General features: G+C 58.9%; 20 protein-coding genes. 15 read left to right on the top strand and 5 right to left on the bottom strand.

Features of this window, described 5'->3' with window-relative positions:
* Positions 1-14 precede the first annotated feature (14 nt).
* The 7 genes from ACTIEN_RS18220 (at position 15) to ACTIEN_RS18250 (ending at position 6,259) form a co-directional block, all read left to right on the top strand.
* The gene (locus ACTIEN_RS18220; RefSeq protein WP_439524579.1) at positions 15-899 is read left to right on the top strand and encodes an SMP-30/gluconolactonase/LRE family protein; all 885 of its coding nucleotides are present in this window, start codon (positions 15-17) and stop codon (positions 897-899) included.
* Between the two features lie 21 nt (positions 900-920).
* A complete protein-coding gene (dctP, locus tag ACTIEN_RS18225) occupies positions 921-1,898 on the top strand; it encodes a TRAP transporter substrate-binding protein DctP (protein ID WP_439524580.1) in 978 nt (325 codons plus the stop codon).
* Positions 1,899-2,131: 233 nt separating this feature from the next.
* Positions 2,132-3,127, top strand: coding sequence for a TRAP transporter substrate-binding protein DctP (dctP, locus tag ACTIEN_RS18230; protein ID WP_439524581.1), 996 nt, complete (start codon positions 2,132-2,134; stop codon positions 3,125-3,127).
* A gap of 66 nt (positions 3,128-3,193) precedes the next feature.
* Positions 3,194-3,715, top strand: a complete 522-nt coding sequence (locus tag ACTIEN_RS18235; protein ID WP_439524582.1) for a TRAP transporter small permease — start codon at positions 3,194-3,196, stop codon at positions 3,713-3,715.
* Positions 3,712-5,007, top strand: coding sequence for a TRAP transporter large permease (locus ACTIEN_RS18240; protein ID WP_439524583.1), 1,296 nt, complete (start codon positions 3,712-3,714; stop codon positions 5,005-5,007). Before ACTIEN_RS18235 ends, ACTIEN_RS18240 begins: the two co-directional genes overlap by 4 nt.
* Before the next feature lie 17 nt (positions 5,008-5,024).
* Positions 5,025-5,471: a type II 3-dehydroquinate dehydratase gene (locus ACTIEN_RS18245; RefSeq protein ID WP_439524584.1), complete on the top strand. Its 447-nt coding sequence runs from the start codon at positions 5,025-5,027 to the stop codon at positions 5,469-5,471.
* 113 nt (positions 5,472-5,584) lie between these two features.
* Positions 5,585-6,259 carry a hypothetical protein gene (locus ACTIEN_RS18250; RefSeq protein ID WP_439524585.1) on the top strand — a complete coding sequence of 225 codons (675 nt, stop codon included), beginning with the start codon at positions 5,585-5,587 and terminating at the stop codon, positions 6,257-6,259.
* 81 nt (positions 6,260-6,340) lie between these two features.
* On the opposite strand, the gene ACTIEN_RS18255 is transcribed toward ACTIEN_RS18250, so the two are convergent.
* From ACTIEN_RS18255 to ACTIEN_RS18275, 5 genes are all read right to left on the bottom strand, one after another.
* Entirely contained in the window at positions 6,341-7,027 is a 687-nt protein-coding gene (locus ACTIEN_RS18255) for a GntR family transcriptional regulator (protein ID WP_439524586.1), read from the bottom strand.
* A gap of 287 nt (positions 7,028-7,314) precedes the next feature.
* Positions 7,315-8,520 carry a CaiB/BaiF CoA transferase family protein gene (locus ACTIEN_RS18260; RefSeq protein ID WP_439524587.1) on the bottom strand — a complete coding sequence of 402 codons (1,206 nt, stop codon included), beginning with the start codon at positions 8,518-8,520 and terminating at the stop codon, positions 7,315-7,317.
* 31 nt (positions 8,521-8,551) lie between these two features.
* Positions 8,552-9,598, bottom strand: a complete 1,047-nt coding sequence (locus ACTIEN_RS18265; RefSeq protein ID WP_439524588.1) for an AbrB family transcriptional regulator — start codon at positions 9,596-9,598, stop codon at positions 8,552-8,554.
* The gene (locus ACTIEN_RS18270; protein WP_439524589.1) at positions 9,595-11,715 is read right to left on the bottom strand and encodes an acetate--CoA ligase family protein; all 2,121 of its coding nucleotides are present in this window, start codon (positions 11,713-11,715) and stop codon (positions 9,595-9,597) included. Before ACTIEN_RS18270 ends, ACTIEN_RS18265 begins: the two co-directional genes overlap by 4 nt.
* On the bottom strand, positions 11,712-12,878 hold the full coding sequence (locus tag ACTIEN_RS18275; RefSeq protein ID WP_439524590.1) for an acyl-CoA dehydrogenase family protein: 1,167 nt from the start codon (positions 12,876-12,878) through the stop codon (positions 11,712-11,714). Before ACTIEN_RS18275 ends, ACTIEN_RS18270 begins: the two co-directional genes overlap by 4 nt.
* Before the next feature lie 97 nt (positions 12,879-12,975).
* On the opposite strand from ACTIEN_RS18275, the gene ACTIEN_RS18280 reads away from it, so the two are divergent.
* The 8 genes from ACTIEN_RS18280 to ACTIEN_RS18315 form a co-directional block, all read left to right on the top strand.
* Positions 12,976-13,917, top strand: coding sequence for a LysR substrate-binding domain-containing protein (locus ACTIEN_RS18280; protein ID WP_439524591.1), 942 nt, complete (start codon positions 12,976-12,978; stop codon positions 13,915-13,917).
* A gap of 88 nt (positions 13,918-14,005) precedes the next feature.
* Positions 14,006-14,791, top strand: a complete 786-nt coding sequence (locus ACTIEN_RS18285) for an alpha/beta fold hydrolase (protein WP_439524592.1) — start codon at positions 14,006-14,008, stop codon at positions 14,789-14,791.
* A 114-nt stretch (positions 14,792-14,905) separates the two neighbouring features.
* The gene (locus tag ACTIEN_RS18290; RefSeq protein WP_439524593.1) at positions 14,906-15,094 is read left to right on the top strand and encodes a hypothetical protein; all 189 of its coding nucleotides are present in this window, start codon (positions 14,906-14,908) and stop codon (positions 15,092-15,094) included.
* Positions 15,078-15,662, top strand: a complete 585-nt coding sequence (locus ACTIEN_RS18295; protein WP_439524594.1) for an SDR family oxidoreductase — start codon at positions 15,078-15,080, stop codon at positions 15,660-15,662. Before ACTIEN_RS18290 ends, ACTIEN_RS18295 begins: the two co-directional genes overlap by 17 nt.
* Positions 15,663-15,666: 4 nt before the next feature.
* Positions 15,667-16,554: a MaoC/PaaZ C-terminal domain-containing protein gene (locus tag ACTIEN_RS18300; RefSeq protein ID WP_439524595.1), complete on the top strand. Its 888-nt coding sequence runs from the start codon at positions 15,667-15,669 to the stop codon at positions 16,552-16,554.
* Positions 16,551-17,711: an acyl-CoA dehydrogenase family protein gene (locus tag ACTIEN_RS18305; protein ID WP_439524596.1), complete on the top strand. Its 1,161-nt coding sequence runs from the start codon at positions 16,551-16,553 to the stop codon at positions 17,709-17,711. The genes ACTIEN_RS18300 and ACTIEN_RS18305 overlap by 4 nt, the downstream gene beginning before the upstream one ends.
* Positions 17,708-18,733: an acyl-CoA dehydrogenase family protein gene (locus ACTIEN_RS18310; protein ID WP_439524597.1), complete on the top strand. Its 1,026-nt coding sequence runs from the start codon at positions 17,708-17,710 to the stop codon at positions 18,731-18,733. The genes ACTIEN_RS18305 and ACTIEN_RS18310 overlap by 4 nt, the downstream gene beginning before the upstream one ends.
* On the top strand, positions 18,730-19,086 hold a 357-nt coding region (locus ACTIEN_RS18315), incomplete at its 3' end, for a CoA-binding protein (protein ID WP_439524598.1). The genes ACTIEN_RS18310 and ACTIEN_RS18315, both read left to right, overlap by 4 nt.

The raw sequence follows: 19,086 nt of genomic DNA on the forward strand, positions 1-19,086 counted from the left end.
AAACAGGAAACGTAATGTCTAACTGCAACGTGGAACTGGTCCAGAAAGTGAACGCCCGGCTTGGCGAGACACCCCTCTGGGACGCTACACGCGGGCTTCTGTGGTGGATCGACATCGAGCAGCCAACTTTGTGGCAGCTTGATCCCAAAAGCGGCGCGACCGAGTCCGAAGCGCATCCAGGCACCTATCTGGGCTCCATCGCCATGACACGGTCGGGAGGCCTGCTTGCGGCACGCGATCTGCAACTGTTTCACCGCGCTCCACAAGCCAACAACTGGCTGCCTTTTGCCACAACGCCGGATGAAGTGATGCCGGCCACGCGGCTGAACGACGGGCGTGTCGATGCCAATGGCAGCCTCTGGATCGGAACCATGGACAATGGGCTCAGCCAGGGTCTGGGTGGACTGTATCGTGTTGATCCCGACGGAACCATGACTCGGATGCTCGACGATGTAATTGTCGCCAACGGCATCGCCTTCGCGCCTGACGGGCGCAGCATGTATTTCACGGATACCCGCCGGCATGTGACCTGGCGGCTTGGTCTCGATGAGACCGGCCGGGAGATCACCAACCGCGAGGTTCTGGCCGATTACAGCAGCAGTGGCATCCGCCCCGACGGGTCGTGTGTGGATGCCGATGGCTGTCTTTGGCAGGCCTTCTTCGCGGGCGGCCAGGTGGTGCGCTACGCGCCCGACGGCCGTCTGGACCGGCAGATCGCTCTGCCGGTCACAAATCCCACCTGCCTCTGTTTCGGCGGGCGGGATCTGAAGACACTTTTCGTCACAACTGCCTTCAAGTTCCTCTCGGATGAGCAACTGGCGGCCGAGCCTTTGGCCGGATCCGTCTTCGCCATCGAAGGTGCGGGGCAGGGCGTGGCGGAAAACCTATTTGCACTCTGACGTTTCTCCAGGGAGGAAACCATGAACTACAAAAGTCTACGCAACCTGATCGCTGCCGCCGTGGCAACGATCTCCATCGCTGGCACTGCCTCTGCACAGGTCGAATTGATCTTTTCGGATGTGAACCCGGCAGAAGTGCCACGGTCCAAGGCGATGACAGAGATTTTCGCCAATGAGCTGGGCGATGATTTCGCCTTCCAGCCCTATTTCGGAGCCACGCTGATGAAGCAGGGCACCGAGTTGGTCGGCCTGCAGCGCGGCAACATCCAGATGGCGGGCCTTCCGCCCTCGGACCTGGCGCAGCAGGTACCCGCGTTCGACATTCTGGGCGCTGCCTACATCGTGCGGGATCAGGCCCACCTCAAGGCGATCTTCGACAGTGAAGTCGGTGAGCAACTGAAGGCTCTTGCCCGTGAAGAGCTTGGCGTCGAGATGCTTGGCACATTTTACTACGGCACCCGTCACCTGAACCTGAAGGGAGATGCCGAATACAAGACCCCCGCCGATCTGTCAGGAGTCAAGTTGCGCATGCCGGGCGGTGAAAGCTGGCAATTCCTTGGCAAATCTCTGGGCGCAAACCCTGTGCCGATTCCCTATACCGAGCTTTACACCGCGCTGCAGTCCGGCGTTGTGGACGGCCAGGACAACCCTTTGCCCAATAACCGCCAGATGAAGTTCCATGAAGTGACGGACCAAATCGTCCTGACTGGCCACAATGTCGGTTTCGGCATACTTCTGGTGTCCTCGCAGGTCTGGGATGAACTGAGCGACGAACAGAAAGCCACGATGCAGGCCGCTGCCGACAAGGCAACCGCGTGGTCCGATCAGCAGTATCTTGACCAGGAAGCCGAGCTCGTTGCGTTCTTTGAGGGCGAAGGGCTAACTGTCTATGAGCCCGACTTGGGAGCTTTCCAGTCCTATGCACAAGAGCAGTATCTGAACTCGCCACTGTCCGACAGCTGGCCAGAGGGCATGCTGGAAGCGATCAACGATCTTTGATGAACCCATCTGTCCTAAGCACTTTGCTGCGGCTGGACACTTAGTCTGGCCGCACAGATCTTGTTTTATTGGTTTGATATTGAACAAGAGATGATGACGCGCATGAGGACCGAACACCTGTTACTTGTCGTATCAACCGTTAAAACAATTAATGTAGGATATTTGTGTTTTTGCACTATAAAAGTTATCAGAAGACTGGCCAGCCTAGTCAGTCGTCATAAGGGAGGAGACCAATGACATACGTTACCCGCCGGACCGCTATCGCGGCCACAATCGCTGCAACCACGGCTCTTACGGGCTTTGCCGGTTCAGCGTACGCACAGGACAAGCCTATCCTCCGCCTCAGCTCGGTCGTGTCCGAGAACGACATCCGCGCGGAGGCATTCGCCGAGATTGCCGAAGCGGTATCGGATCACTTCGACATGCAGGTGTTCAACGGTGCGACGCTCGTCAATCAGGGTACAGAACTCACCTCGATCCAGCGTGGCAATCTCGAAATGGGGCTGATTGCTCCGCAAAGCATCGCCGAGCAAATCCCAGAATGGTCCATCGTGACCTCGGCCTACCTTTTCAGCGACGCTGACCACCTGAAGGCAACCTTTGAAAGCGATGTCGGCGCGCAACTTCTACAGATGACGGAAGACGCCGGTATCCATGTGCTCGCACCAGTCTATTTTGGAACGCGGCAGGTGAACCTCGCCCCCGAAATGGAGGTCATGAAGCCAGAGGATCTGAACGGTGTGACGCTGCGGATGCCGGGCGGTGATGCGTGGCAGTTCCTTGGCGAGTCCATCGGTGCGAACCCGACCCCGCTTGCCTATGCAGAAGTCTATACCGCACTTCAAACCGGTGCGATCGACGGTCAGGACAACCCACTTCCAAATGATTACAACATGAAGTTCTACGAGGTGACGAGTCAGATCGTTCTGACCGGCCACTTGGTTGGTTTTGACGTGTTGGCGATCAGTTCAGAGTTGTGGGCTGGATTTACAGCCGAACAACAGGAAGCTTTGCAATCGGCAGTGGATACAGCCATCGAAAAGAGCACGCAGCGCCATCTCGACCGCGAGGCGGAACTTGTGCAGTTCTTCAAGGACGAAGGGCTGAAGGTCTACGAACCTGACCGGATTGCATTCAGGGACTATGCTCAGCAGAAATACCTCGAATCCGAGTTTGCACAGAGTTGGCCTGACGGCATGATCGACGCGATCAATGCCCTGTCTGAATAAGTGCCATCCGCGTTTCGGCAATGAGTGGCCCGCCCAAGCTGGCCACTCAACCTGGCGGAAGAACCGATGAACTTTGCCCGTGTCTCGAACTTGGCGCGCACGCTGGTCGACGCGGTGCCGGCGATCCTGCTCGCGGCGATGTTCCTTAGCTTCATCATTCAGGTCTTCATGCGGTATGTCATGAACAGCCCTGTTGGATGGACGGTCGAAGTCTGTGTGATCGCCTGGCTTTGGATCTTGCTATGGGGACAATCCGTTTCTGCCCGGGAAGAAGACGAGATCCGGTTTGACATCCTCTACGGGAGCGTTTCGCCAGAAATGCGTCGGGTCTTTCGCGTGGTGTTTTCGGTCTTTTTGGTAGGTATTTATGCATGGTCGCTGCCCGCCTTGTGGGATTTCGTGACCTTCATGAAAATTCAGAAAACCTCGTATCTCGATATTCGGTTCAATTGGGTCTATTCGATTGCCCTGGTGTTTTCGGTCATGTCGATCCTGCGCTATGTCTGGGTGTTCTGGACTGCCGCTACAGGACGCGACGCGCCCGAAGCAGGTGTCGATGCGGTCGTACGCAAGGATCCTACAAAATGAGTTGGGAATTCGGGGTCTGCGTCGCAGCCATCATCATGACCGCAGTAATCGGTTTGCCGATTGGGCACGCCATGCTGGCATCGTCCGTGTTTTACTTGCTGTTGCAGGGTCAGGACATGTCCATTGCCTTTGAACAGATGCTGACCGGGCTATACGGCTCTTACGTTTTGTTGGCCATTCCGCTGTTCATTTTTGCCGCAGACCTGATGAATGTCGGTTCGCTGTCAGACAGGCTGTTGGACTTTTGCCGCGCTTTGGTCGGACGGTTCCGCGGTGGGCTTGGGCATGTCAACGTGGTATCCTCGCTGATCTTTTCGGGCATGTCCGGTTCGGCGATCGCCGATGCTGTCGGCATGGGGCGGATCATCATTAATCTGATGACGAAAGACGGCAAATATCCGGGTGCCTATGCCGGTGCAATCACAGCAGCTTCGGCCATCATCGGCCCGATCATCCCACCGTCGATTCCAATGGTGCTGTTTGCTCTGGTGTCGGATACCTCGATCGGGTTTCTTTTCCTGGCAGGCGTTGTGCCGGGCCTGATACTTGGTGTTCTGTTGATGGTGATGAACGCGTGGCAGGCGCGCATTCACGATTATCCAGTGGACGATCCCGTGCCTTTGCGCGATCTCCCGCGTATCACGCTGCGTGCCATTCCGGCGCTGCTGATGCCTGTGATCCTGTTGGTAGGCATCTATGGCGGAGTCACGACGCCGACAGAAGCCGCCGCCCTTGCCGCACTCTATGCCTTCCTTGTGTCCACGGTATTTTATCGCTCCGTGTCGTTGCGCACGGCCTATCAGACTGTTCGCAATAGTGCCCGCTCCACAGCCAGCGTCGGGTTCCTTATCGCGGGTGCCCTGGCGTTCAATTACGTGGTTACCGTCGAGCAGGTGCCTAACGTCATACGCGACGCACTTGGTGACCGAGAACTGACTCTCGTGACATTCCTGCTGATGGTGAACGTGTTGCTCTTGCTGCTGGGGTGCCTGCTTGAGGCGAACGCCATCCTGCTGGTTATCGTCCCGATATTCCTTCCAACAGCCGTCGCTCTCGGTGTCGATCCAGTCCATTTTGGTGTGATCGTTGTGGTCAATACGATGATCGGGCTGGCCACCCCACCCTATGGATTGCTGCTCTTTGTGGTGACATCCATCACCCGATCGCCGATCCGCGACACGATCCGCCATCTTTTGCCTTTCCTCGCCATCATGATCGCAGGTCTTGCGATTATTACCTATGTGCCTGACCTCGTGCTGTGGCTACCACGACTGTACGGGTACAAAGGCTGACACATACCGGAGCTTTCATGACGAAAACGATCCTGATCATAAACGGCCCGAACCTTGATATGCTGGGCACCCGCCAGCCCGAAGTCTATGGCCACGATACCCTGGCTGATGTCGAAGCACTGTGCCGCCGCATCGGAAAGGAAGAAGACGTAGACATAGACTTTCGCCAAAGCGACAGTGAGGCCGAGATCATGGGATGGATCAAACAAGCTCGTGGAAAAACTGCGGGTCTGCTGATCAACCCGGCGGGCTTCACATCGACGTCAATCGCAATTCTGGACAGTTTGCTGATCTATGATGAACCCATAATCGAAGTCCACATCTCTCCACTGTTCCGCCGCGACGAATTTCGCCATCTGTCTTATGTGTCCAAGGCCGCGACCGCAAAGATCGAGGGATTTGGTATTCGAGGCTATGACTTTGCAATTCGCAAGCTGGCAGAGCTCGCCAGAGCGTCGGTTTGATACCAACAGAAAATCAGCTTCATCATCGTTCTTCAAAACCGAATGGACATGCCAAGGTGAGAAAAGTTTGTGTTGCATTTGCATGAAATGGGCGGGAAATCAGGATTAGCAGGATGGCACTTTCAAGCGACGCGATGATGGTCCTCTTCTACGACTTTGAAGGCGATACCGCTGATCATGATGACTGGCACAGCAATCAACATTTCCGTGAACGGCTCTTGGTTCCGGGCTTTCTTCGCGCCACGCGTTGGATCGCGACTTCAGGAGCGCCACGTTATTTGGTGACCTATGACGTGACCGATGTCGATGTCAGCACATCAGATGCTTACCTTGAACGGCTGAATGATCCGACACCGTGGACTCGCGAAATGATGCCGCGGTTTCGCGGCATGACGCGCGGCTTCTGTGATATCATAGCAAGCCATGGTCTTGGGTTGGGATCGGCGGCATTGGCGGTGCGTTTCACAGCCGACAAGGGCGACGCGACTTTGGTCGAGAAGCTTTCCTGCGATGTGCTTCCCGACATTGTGGCCATGCCTGAAATGGTCAGTGCGCTATTGTTGCGCCCTGTCGCGCGACCCCCAATGACCCGCGAACAATTTTTGCGCGGAGCAGACCAGCCCATGCCTTGGCTGATTCTGGTTACTGCACACGATCCTGCTCAGTTCCAGCGCGTAGCGATGTCGCACTTGGATACGGATTTTCTTCGCGGGCTGGGCGTGTCAAGCGAGATCATTTTTGGCCAATATGCATTGGCACACATCGCCACCTCTGAAGATGCCACATGAATAATGGCGGACCCGGATTTGTGACCAACCATCCTGATGGACCCGCGTTCCGGTCTTCGCAGGAGGATTAAACCCGCCGTTTCATTCGAAACACCCGGTGGCCATGACGTGATCAAACCCGCTTTGTATGTGCTGCGTCAAGAGTGCAACGGCGGCATCCGCATCGCGCGCGATCACCAGATTGCGCAGGCTGGTGTGGTCGTCAACGACGCCCTGACCGCGAAAATTCATCACCAGCATGTGATAACGCGCAAACCTATCGAAAATCGACGCGTGGGTTTTCATGAGTACCGGCTGGCCACAGGCCGCGATGGTTGCGTGGTGAAACCCCCAGTCGCAGGAGACCCATTTGTCCACTCCATTGTTCTGGGAGGCCACAAGGCGCCGCTCGGCGACCGACAGCTTGTAATGTGCGGCTACAACCGATGCTTCCCATTCGATATCGCCCTGCATGATAGACGCTCGTAGGGCATGGGTTTCAAGAAGCGTGCGAAGCGCCGCGAGTTCCCGAAACTCTGCTCCGCTGGCCGCCGCAACGCGAAAGCCCCGCTGGCCTTCTGCCGTGACCAGTTCCTCGACCGCCAGTCGATTCAGGATCTCCCGGAGGGTGGTTACGCTGGCACCATATACGTCTTTCATGCGTTCCAGCTTCAGTTTGCTGTCAGGCAAAAGCTGCCCGTTTACGATATGCGAACGGATACGCCGATAAGCGACTTCGCCAATCGTATCGCCCAAACGCTCTTGTGTTTCGAACCTGAAATTTTCCATTGCTGACGGGTATATCGCGACATTTGCCAAGTCGTTAGCATTTTCCAGAATTGCTACCGATAACGCAACAGTGCAGGCTCTGCAGGCATTCAGGAATTTGAGTTCGGGTTGGGGACTATCTGAAAATCGTTACTCTTCAGCTCCTGCGCCCCGCAGCTGCAACCTCTTTCCGGCAATACCGGTCCCGACGACTGATAGTTACTCATCGCCTGAGTTGGGTGCTCTTGCACCACACCGCATCAATTCAAACTTCTGATCACGAGATGCATTATTGATTTGTTTGCGCCTCAGCGGTCGATGCTTCTTGATGCAGCGCCGGACACGCACAGTGCGTCTATCTGATCCTGGGTGAATCCAGCCTGCGCGAGAACTTCGTCGGTATGCTCACCGATGTAGGGTGCCGGTCGGTCAATTTCTGGATTGCCGTCCGACATCAGAAATGGCGCGACAGGCACATTGTGCTGGCCTTCGCGACCAAGTGGCGCCCGTGTGCTTTGCAGCACGCCGCGTGCGGCAAGCTGAGGATCGGCAAGGGCTTCTTCCATGGTACGAACCCTGCCGGCCGGCACCCGATGGTCGCGCAGAAAATCCTGCCATTCCGAAGCTGTGCGGCTGAGGAAGATTTCCTTTAGAACTTCTTCCTCGGCAGAATGGCTCTCGATTCTTTCGGCATTGGTCGCCTTGACCATGTCAGGCCGCTCCAACGCCTCCCACAGGCGTTTTTGCTGACGCATGTTGGCAGCCCCGAGCATCAGGATGCCATCGGCCGTGTCGTAGGCGCCGATGCCTGCCAGGGCAAAGCGGTTGCCCTCCGGTTTGGGAATTTTCCCGGCGACGGAATAGGCGGCGATATGTGTGCTCATCAGCATGAGCGTGGCGTCGAACATGGCCAGATCGATGTGCTGGCCGCGACCTGTTTGCGTGCGCTGGAACAAGGCAGAGGCGATGGCGAAGGCGGTCATGTAACCGGTTGCGTAATCGACCACGGGTGATCCAGTTTTCAACGGCGCAGACTCGGGTGTGCCGGTGAGCGACATCAGGCCAGAGATCGCCTGGAACACGTTGTCATAGCCGGTTTCTTCGGCGCGCGGTCCCTTATGCCCGAACGCGGAAACCGAACAGTAGACAAGGCCTGGGTTGAAGCGCGCTACGTCCTCATAGCCGAGTCCCAAAGCGTCAAGCGCGCCGGGGCGGTAGTTCTGGACGAAAACATCCGCATCCTTGAGCAACGCGCGCAGTGCCTCCTGGCCACCGTCCGTCTTGAGATCAAGCGCAACAGACCGCTTGTTGGCGCCTTGCGCAAGGTAGGTGGTGCCCATGTTGGCCGCGTTCAGTTCTCGGTCCGGACCCTGCTGGCGCACCTGATCCGGATCATCCGGGCGGTCGATCTTTATGACATCTGCACCGAGTACGGCGAGTTGGTAGGCCGCAAAAGGGCCCGCCAGAACGTGAGTGGCGTCAATGACCTTGAGGCCTTCATAGGCACGGGGCATGGGATGTCTCCTTGAATGACTTGACGGAGGTTCAGGCGTCGTTGCGTTCTTTACCAAGCCGACTTGTCAGCCGGGTCAGCCATTGAAGGTTGGGCATGATGAAAAAGATGCGGGCGAGGTGCATGGCAGTGACCAAGGCCACGTCCTGCCCAAGAATGCCTGCAGTCAGAGCCATCTCTGTCGTGCCACCGGGCGCGAAACCAAGCACCATCGTCGGAAAATTTCCACCCATGACGCGGCTGGCGACATAGGCACCAAGGACGCAGAGGGCAAGCAACATGGCAGAGGTCACGATGACCGAACTAACGAGGCTTTTGCGTTCGGTAAATGTTTCGCGGGTGAAGCAGGAGCCGAGCCATGTGCCAAGGACAACCTGCGCCAGAGCAAGGACTGGCTGGGGAATGTCAAACACGGGTTGGCCAAGGGCGGAAAGTGCTGCAGCCATGAACAGCGGTCCAAGGAAAAACGGGTTGTTGAGGCGCAGCGTCTTGAACAGGAAAGGCCCGGCGACCGCCCCTGCCAGAGTGACACAGAAGGCAACAAATCCATGATCCACCTCTGGTGGAGTGACGGAAACCGGGGCATCGCCCGCAACGTACAGCATCAGCGGAAAAGCCGTGACGACAAGAGCGATTCGCATGGTTTGGGCAAAGATCACCGGCGCCGGTGAAATGCCGTGGTTTTCGGCCAGCACACCTGCCTCGACCGGCGAGGTCGGCACAACCGAGAGAAAGGCTGTGACGCCATCGGTGCCGAATAGTCGGCGCTGGACAATGGCGACCAGAAGAGAGGCCACGAGCGTAAAGAGACTTACGGCAATAAGGAGCGGCGCGGTTTGGAGCAGCGAGTGAAATGCAGCCGGGGTGAAATGTGCGCCGACGAAGGTGGCGACTGTGATCTGGCCAAATGGACGGGTCTTGATCGGCACGCGCACATTAAGAGTACCGCTTGCTGTCAGCACGCCGGACATGATCAAGGGTCCGATCATCCAGGGAAGGGGCAGCCCGAGCATTGCGCCGATGAGGCCCGCCGCGCCAGACGCCGCATAAAGGCAGACAAGCGACGGTAATGTTTTCAAGTTGACGGATCCTCGTTCAAGCGGATCAAGGCATCCAGCATCATCACCCCGCTGCCGGAGGCCAAAATCGCGATAGGGTTTATCTCTGCTTCTTCAATGCGCAGTTCAAAAGCCAATCGGGAAAAGGTCGTGACTGCATGGGCCAAGGCCTCGAGATCGCCCGGCGGATTGCCGCGATAACCGCGAAGCAGGGCGAACCCCTTGATCTCGCTTATCATCTCTCGCGCGGCGGCAAGCGTGACGGGCGCGCGACGGACGGCTGTGTCGCGGTAAATCTCGGCCATCACACCGCCAGCGCCCACAGTGATGACCGGACCGACAAGCGGATCGCGGGTGAGACCGATGATTGCCTCGCCAAGGCCGGGACGCATTTCCTGTACGAGAACCGACGAAAGACGGTAGCCGGGAGCATAGGCTTCGGCGTCGGATTTCATCTGTACGATGGCAGCGATTACGTCAGCTCGGTTGTTCAGCCCGACGATCACGGCGCCGGCCTCGCTCTTGTGTGGCAGGTCAGGCGAGTCGAGTTTGGCCACGACCGGGAATCTGAGGTCAAGTTCCTCGGGCAGTTCCTCCTCGGGACCAAAGACGCACATCGCGGGGCACGTAAGGCCAAGAGCCTCGAAAAGCACGCCTGATGTCGCTTCGGACTGGACCCCGGCGGGGAGGGTTTTAAGCCGTGCGGCAACTGTTTGGGGCAAAGGTTCGGCGGACTGGCGCGGGGCCGGGGGCGGGCGCAGCAAGAGCGCGATGGTTTCGGCGCAGGTTTCGAGAGTGCGGAAGTTCGGGATACCAGCAGACTCCAGTAATTCGAGGCTTTCCGGCGCGTGGGGCAGGGGAAAGCCGATAACCGGTGCCGCGTTTTTGGGGGCTTCTCGCACGGCGTCGATGATCGGCGCGACCGCCAGTTCTGGGTTGAATTGCGCCGAAGAGCCGACCGCAACAACAAGCACGCCGGTCTCGGGGTCGCGGATCAGCCGGTCGATCACCGTTTTCATGGTGTCGTATTGCGTACCGGCAAGAGTGACATCGACAAGTTTCCCGTGACCAAGAGGAATGCCTTGGTCTGATAGATCGCTGCGGGCGTCGTGGCTGAGTGCGCCGATTTCGACACCTCGGGTAGAGAGCTGGTCGACAACCATCGCGCCACCGCCTCCGGTGGTGGAAACCACAGTCGCGCGGCGAGGACGGTTTGCCGACAGGCGAGCGCCAGAGAGCGCGCCCGGGGCCTCGATCAACGTTTCGAATTGCTGGGTCTCGTATATTCCGATCTCGCGCAGGAATGCCGAGACCGCGGCGCGCCCGCCAGTCAATGCTCCGGTGTGAGAAACAGCGAGTTGGCGACCTTCTTCGGAAGCACCGATCATGTAGGCGATAACGGGCTTGCCACGTGCGACCGCGCCTTGGGCAAAGGCCTCGAGTGCTTCGGCATCGCGGATGGTTTCAAGAAAAAGCTGGAAGGCTTGGGTTTCTGGATCGTCCAACAAAAGGCTGCCAAGATCACCCACGGTGCAGCGGGCCTCGTTGCCAAGGGAAACGAGCGTGGAAAAGCCATGGCCGCGCTCCTGTCCCCGAGACAACAGGGTGCCGATGACACTGCCACTCTGGGACAGGACGGCAGTATGACCGCGGATCAGCTTGGCGGTGGCGAAAGCGGCGTTGGTGGTACAGGCAAAGCCAGAGGTGGTAGAGACGGTGCCGGTGGAATTGGGGCCGATCAACAACATACCGGCCTCGCGGGCGATCTTCTCTGCGCGTTCCTGTCTGGCAAGGCCTTCAGGACCCGCTTCGGCAAAACCGTCGGCCAGCATCGAAACCACCGCGACGCCCTTGTCGGCGCAGTCCTGCAACGCGGCAAGTGCGGGCTCTGCGTCAAGCATTATATAGGCGTGCTCGATCGGCTCGGTAATGTCGCGAACCGATGGCGCGGCGGGCAGACCCATGACCTCGGAACTGCCGGGGTTGACCGGAAAGATGCGCCCGGCATAGCCGTGGTGACGCAGAAAGGTCAGCGGGCGCGCGGTGAGCTTTTTCGAGTTCGACGACGCGCCGACCAGCGCGACGGATCGCGGCGCGGTCAGGGCCGACAGATAGTCCGTGTCCGGGCGTCCCATCATTCGGCGGCCATCTGCTGTTCCGCACGTTGGGAAAACCGACGATCAAAAATACCTTCGGCGATGCGGTTCTTCAGGATCTCGATAGAGCCACCCGCGATCATCCAGCCGCGGGTGCGGCGAAGCGCATATTGCGCGGTGCTTTCTTCGGAGAAGCCGAGACCGCCGAGAATCTGTACCGCTTCGTTGGCGGCAAAAAACCCGGCCTCGTTGCAGGCCAGTTTGGCCATCGCAGTCTCTTGCGCCGATGGTAATGTGTTTTCGCCATTTACGGCGGCGCGCATCAGCATAAGTCCGGCTGCTTCCAATTTGACGGCCATTTCAGAGAACTTCCATTGCAGGCCTTGGAATTCGCAAAGCGCACGACCGAACTGGTGACGCTGCGCTGCGTGGTCGCGGGCGAGGTTAAAGGCGTGCCGACCCACTGCAAGAGCGCGGGCGGAGTTGCCAAGCCGCTCAACGTTAAAGCCTGCGATCTGTTTCTTGAAGCCGCCCTTGCCGATCAGGACATTTTCACGAGGAACAAAGACATTGTCGAAATAGAGCTGCGACCAGGTCTCGCCGTTCATAAAGGTAGAAGGCTTGCCGATGGTGAATCCGGGTGTATCGCGCTCAATCAACACCGAGCCGATACCGCCGACGCCGGGACCGTAGCGCAGGTAGACAAGAAAAACCTCGGCTTCCGAAGAGTGGGTGCCGAAAATCTTGGTCCCGTTCACACGGTAACCTTCACCATCCGGCGTCGCCGAGGTGCGCAGGTCGGTTACGGCAGAGCCCGCTTCGGGTTCGGTCATTCCAAGCGAGATCAGAGACTTGCCTGCGAGAACCTTGCCGAGAAAGCGTTGTTTCTGGTCTGGTGTAGCGAACTCGGCGAATGTGCGAACGGGGCCGAAATTTGCGGCTTGGATCACGTCCCCTGAACGCGGGCAAACCTCGGCTACGGCCTGAATTGCGAGGATGGCATTGACCAGACCACCGCCGACGCCGCCATCGGCTTCTGGGATTGTGATGCCCAGCAGACCCATCTGGGCGAATTTTTCGGCGACATCCCACGGATAGGCATCCTGATTGGCTCTTGTGGCAGCACCATCCGCCAGTTCTGCCAACGCAAAGCGGCGGACGGTATCGTAGAACATCTGCTGTTCGTCGGTCAGGCGGAAATCCATCTGGAGAGCATCCAATTCACATTAACTTGCGGACAGTTTAAACATCCAGATTAGGGAAAACACCGCCATTCTGGTCGGACAAGGGAAACATCTGCTTATGGATCGGCGCTATCGAGACCTTCCGCTTAACCCGCTTCGCGCCTTCGCGATCGCCTCGCAACACAAAACCTTTACGTCTGCCGCCCGCCATATGGGAGTGAGCCAAGTGGCAATCAGTCGTCAGATATCGACGCTGGAAGACTACCTGGGGGTCAAGCTCTTTGTACGCGGGGCACGTTCAGTGAAGCTGACGGATGTGGGCAGAAGCCTTGGGCAGGAGATCAGCGTTCTGTTCGAGCAATTGGAGCAGGCGACGCATGGTGTGCTGACGGAAGAGAGCGAAAACACCATAAAGTTAAGGATCTACCCGACCTTTGCCCAGCACTGGTTGCTTCCGCGGCTGCGTGAGTTTCAGACCCTTTATCCGGAATATCGCTTTAGGCTCGACACCACTGTTGAGCCGCTCGACTTTCGGAGCACTCATCTGGACGTGGCAATCCAGCTTGGGCACGGGACATGGCGCGACGCCAAGTGCCGCAAGCTTTTTGACGAGACGGTCGATGTCGTGTGCAGCCCAGGATATGCTCAGGATCGCAACTGGTTCGCCGACCCGGAGAATTTGGCCAGCGCTGAATTGCTGCACGCAAAGTACCGTCGCAAGGAATGGGAAATCTGGTCGGCAGAAGCGGGTGTGGAGATTGACCATTCGAGTGGGCAGGAGTTTGACAGCTCGCTGCTTGTCTATAGCGCGGCGCGGCATGGTTTTGGCCTTGCGTTGGGCCAGGTGGATTTATTGTCGCGCGAATTGGAGGCAGAGCAGTTAATTCGCCCGTTCCGAAAGCCGGTGACAACTGGCGCGGCTTTTCATGTGATCTGGCCAACGATGAAATCAGTTTCAACCAAGACCCGGCATTTTATTGACTGGCTGCTCGACACTTCGGATGAGTCGCGCGAGTTTTTCAAGCGAAGCAGGGGGGCCGCAAGGGCATCGCGGGGCTGACCGGAGGTTTGCGTCACATGACTTTCGCGCCGGTCGAACAGGACTTTAGCTTGAACTACCTTGCGGCGAGACCGTTGAGGGAGGGCAGATGCCGCAGATGTATTATGAGATCGTAGGAGAGCCCGGGGCCGCAGTGCCGCTGGTGCTCCTGCACGGGATGTTTGCGAGCCGCAGGATATGGGATTTGAATCGTGCGGCCTTGGCCAAGAGATTGCCGTTGATCCTTGTAGATCTGCCTGGCCACGGCGCATCGCCGCCGATTGCCAAGGATGCAGAGGCCACGCCGGAAGCGCTGGTGGCCGAGCTGGAGCGGATCCGGCAAGAGTTGGGTGCGGTACGCTGGTGCCTTTGCGGGCAGAGCTTTGGAGCGGGGGTTACTCTATACTACGCGATGACCCACCCTGAGCGGGTGGCGGCACAAGTATTTACCAATTCCCGGACCACTTTTCGGGATGCCTACGGCGCGGCGGAGACAGAAATGCGCGCGCAACGGATTGCCCGCATTCGCGAAGGGGGGCGAGACGCGATGGGGCAGGAGGTGTTCCACCCGCGCCACGCCAAACGGTTTCCCGAAGTGATCAAGGCGGTTCTCGCGCGCGAAGCCGACGCGATAGACATCGAGACCTATTTGCGGCTTATCGGTCTGACCTCGCCTGCGCTGTCGTTCTATGGGCGGAGGGCAGGGCCGGCAGTGGCGACCTTGCTCATCAACGGGCGACACGAGAAGGCCTTTCAGGAGTGCCGCAACGAATTGGCTGAGGCGTGGCCGCAGATGGAGATCGTTGATATCGACGGCGGGCATGCGGTGAACATCGAGAACCCCGATGGCTTCGATGCGGCGCTGATCGCGTTTCTGGATCGGCAATTAGACTAACCGTTGATTAGGCAAGAGTGACAGTTTCCGAGTTGTGACCCCACCAACGGCGGGGCCATGATCGGTCAAAGGGAACAGCCTCTCGCCCTCCGGGCGGCGGCTACCGGAGGACACATGAACGAGATACTGAAATCGCCCCGTGCCGTTTGGGAAACCTATGCCCGCGATGGCAAGTTTGCCTACCAATGGAGCCCCGATGCGGCGCGTGCTGTCTGGCATCCGCGCCTGACATGCCCGTTTGGCGGTCGTGCGCCGTTGGAGTGGCGGTTGAGTGCGGGACAAGATGATGCCCGAGGATTTTGAGCGGGTGCTGCGTGTCCATCTTTTCGGTGCGTTCAACATCGCCAATGCTTGTGCGCCGCACTTTCGTGCACAGGAGAGCGGGGCGCTGGTGTTCATGACATCGACTGCGGCGTTGATCGGCTCTGTCGGGCAAGCCAATTATGCCGCCGCGAAGATGGGGATCGTTGGCCTGTCGCGCGGGATTTCGCTCGACATGGCACGCTTTGGTGTGCGCTCGAACTGCATCGCGCCCCATGCTTTCAGCCGCATGATCGAAAGTGTTCCGGGGCGCACACCTGAGGAGCAGGAGAAAGAGATGGAGAAGCGCCGCACAACCACCCGGCCCGACCAGATCGCGCCGCTGGCGGCCTTTCTGTGCTGCGACGGAGCAAAGGACATCACCGGCCAGATCTTCGGGGCGCGGGGCAACGAAGTTTACCTCTATGATCAGCCGCGTCCAATCCGAACATTGCATAGAAATGATGGCTGGACCGTGGAAAAGCTGTCAACAACGCTGCCCGGTGCCTTCCGATCCAGCATGACCCCGGCGGAACGCACCCGGGACGTGTTCAGTTGGGAGGCGATCTGAGCCAATGCTGAATATTGACGCGCTCGAAGCCTGGGAATTTCCGCCGCTGGAACAGCGCTATGGCGCGGACCAGACGATGCTTTATGCCGCCACACTTGGGTTCGGACAAGATCCGGTGGATAGGGCGCAACTTCGTTATGTGTACGAAAAGGATCTGGTCGCAGTGCCGAGCTTTGCTGCGATCCTTTGCCATCCGGGGCGCTGGACGGCTGCACCGGAACTTGGGGTAACGCTGAGCAAGGCGGTGCATGGAGAACAGAGGGTCTTCTTGCATCAGCCCTTGCCGCCCGAAGGTGATCTGGTGGCCAACGCGCGGGTTCAGGCGGTTCAGGACAAGGGGGACAAGGGCGCGCTGATTCATGTGGCGCGTACCATGTTTGACCGCACCAGCGGCAATGCGGTTGCCAGTATTCTGCACAGCACTTTTTGCCGCGGCGATGGTGGTTTTGGACGCGATTTCGGATCGGCACCGGTCTCCGAGGCGCTGCCCGACCACGCACCCGATGTCGTTGTGGACATTGATACCCGGCCAGAGGCTGCGGTGCTCTACCGGCTGAACAAGGACCGCAACCCGCTGCACATTGACCCTGACCACGCGAAAAAGGCCGGGTTCGACCGGCCGATCTTGCACGGGCTGTGCACCTGGGGTCTGGCTGCGCGGGCGATGCTTGAGGGAGTGCTCGATTATGACGAGACCCAGCTTCGCTCGATTGAGGCACGGTTCTCGCGGCCCGTGTTTCCGGGTGAAACGATCCGATTTGAGATTTGGCATGAGGATGGCATGTGCCGATTCCGAGCAAGAGTCGCGGCGCGGGATGTGACCGTCCTGGATGCCGGACGCTGCCTTGTCGGCGAGGGGCATGCAGCGCCGGACTACATGGTGGGGGCATGATGGCTCGGGATTGGAATGCGATGGCAGAAGCCGAGTTTCGCACCATATTGCGCGATTTCATTGCTGAAAATTGCCCCTCCGAGCTTCGAAACGTGCGGCTGCGGATGCCGCCGGACCAGACGATGCCATGGTATCGGGCGCTTTGGAATGCGGGTCTGATTGCGCCCGGATGGCCTTCAGAACTGGGTGGAATGGCGCTGACGCCGGAGCGGCACCTAGTCTACATTGATGAGATGGAGGCGGCTGGGACGCCTTGGCTGCACGACAGTGGCGTGCGCAACCTTGGTCCGGCGCTGATTGCCTTTGGCACCGAGACACAGAAGGCCGAATACCTTCCAAAGATCGCGGCAGGCGAACAGATTTGGTGTCAGGGCTATTCAGAGCCGGGCGCGGGGTCGGATCTGGCCAGTTTGCGCTGCGCCGGGCAGATCGATGGCACGCGGCTGACGATCAATGGTCAGAAGATCTGGACCACTTCCGCACATCACGCCACACATTGCTTTTGCCTTGTACGCACCACTTCGGATGGACCTAAACAGCACGGGATCACCTTTGTTCTGGTCGACATGCAGACCCTCGGCATCACAGTGCGACCAATCCGCAACCTCGGGGGTGAGGATGATTTTTGCGAGGTCTTCTTTGACGACGTAACGATCAGCACCGATTGCATTCTGGGCAAACGTGATGACGGCTGGCAGGTCGCGCGTTCGTTGCTCGGGTTCGAGCGCATCTGGGCAGGCTCGCCGCGCCGTTCGATGAAGGCACTGGGAGAGCTGAACGCGGTGATCGACGCCGTGGGGTTGGGCGATGACGGGCTGTGGCAGGACCGGCTTGTGCAGGCAGAGTTTGATACGCTGGACGGGCAGGACCTGTATCGCAGCTTTGCCGATCTGGTCAGCACCGAGGGCCACGTGGGCACCGAAGTGTCCGCCCTGAAGATATTTTCAACCGAGAGCTTTCAGAAGATCGCGGAATGGACGTTGGAAGCGGCGGGGCAAGGTGGAGTTGTCGATGTCACGCCCACTCCGGGCAAGCCCGCGCCAACCTTTACCTGGTTTGAAAGCCGCGCTCCGGCGATCTTTTCCGGCGCGAACGAGATCCATCGCAACATTCTGGCGCGGCGGGTGCTGGGTTTGGGCCTGGAGACGGCGAAATGAACGTACTTGACAAAGATATGGCCCAGATGCTGACGGACAGCGTGGCGGCATATGGGCGCGGGCCTCTGGCGGACAACCATGTGGACGCGTTGCACGCACAGGGGTGGCTGCAATGCTCCTTGCCCGAGTCCGTTGGCGGCCTTGGCTTTGGCCCCGATGCCGCGGCGATTATCGCGGGTGGGCTGGCGCGCATTGGCCGGGCAGAGCCGGTCAGTGCGACCTATCTTGCGGCGCGGCTCTTGGCACTGGTTGCGCCTGAAAGCCCAGTTGCGCGGCATTTGGGTGAAGACGGTTGGTTGGTGTCGCTGGTCCATACGGGGGACATCACGTTTCGCGATGGACGACCGACCGGCACGGCCCGTCATGTGCATTTGGCCAAGACCTGTCTGGTTGTTGCCGACGGGACACTTTTTGCTCTTCCCTTCGAAGCCGCGGATGCGACCATGGAAACCCGGGTGGATGGTACTCGACTTGCTACCCTGAAATTGGACGGCCTATCCGGTGAACACCTTGCCGATGGCGCGGCACTGGACACGGCTCTGCGACAGGTGCTGGCCGAGACTCGGTTGGTGATTGCCGCTGAACTTTTGGCCCATATCGATGTGATGCTGGATCTGACGCTGGAACACCTGCGCACGCGCCAGCAATTTGGTCAAAGCCTTGGGCATTTTCAGGCGCTCCAGCACAAGGTAGTTGATCTTTACGGGCAGGCGCTTGTCTCGCGTGCGGTGCTTGACGCGGCGATCGCGCGGGCGGCTGCCGGACTTGCGCCTGATGATCTTGACCGAGCTGCCTGTCGGGCCCGGGCGCGGGTGAATGACACCGCGATGGACATGGCAAAAGGCGCCATCCAGATGTTCGGCGCAATGGGGATCACCGAGGAAAGCCCGCTCGCCCCGCATATCAAACGCGTGTTGGCGCTGGTGCCCTGGTTGGGCACTTCTGCCGAAATGCGCCGCCACTACGCCAGCATCGGGCGCGTGCTCATCCAAACGCCTTCCGAAAAGGACACTACCGCATGACCCTGATGGACACCTCGATGCCTGCCGCGACGGCAGAGGGCCTCACGGCCATGTTCAAACCCCGAGCCATCGCGCTGGTTGGCGCCTCGGACGATCCCTACAAGATTGGAGGACGGCCGCTGCGCTACATGCGGGAAGCGGGTTCGCAGGTTACGATCCATCCGGTGAACCCGACGCGAGACACGGTGCAGGGTATGACGGCTTACCCCTCGGTCATGGCGATTCCAGAGCAGGTGGATCAGGTGATCCTCGCCGTTCCGGCCTCGCGGGTCGAGGCCGCGGTGGATGACGGACTGGCAGCCGGCGTGAAGAGCTTTGTGATGTTCTCTGCCGGTTTTGCAGAAGCAGGAGAG

It is taken from the genome of Marivita sp., from assembly GCF_051859345.1.
In the GTDB taxonomy this organism is placed as follows: Bacteria; Pseudomonadota; Alphaproteobacteria; order Rhodobacterales; family Rhodobacteraceae; genus Marivita.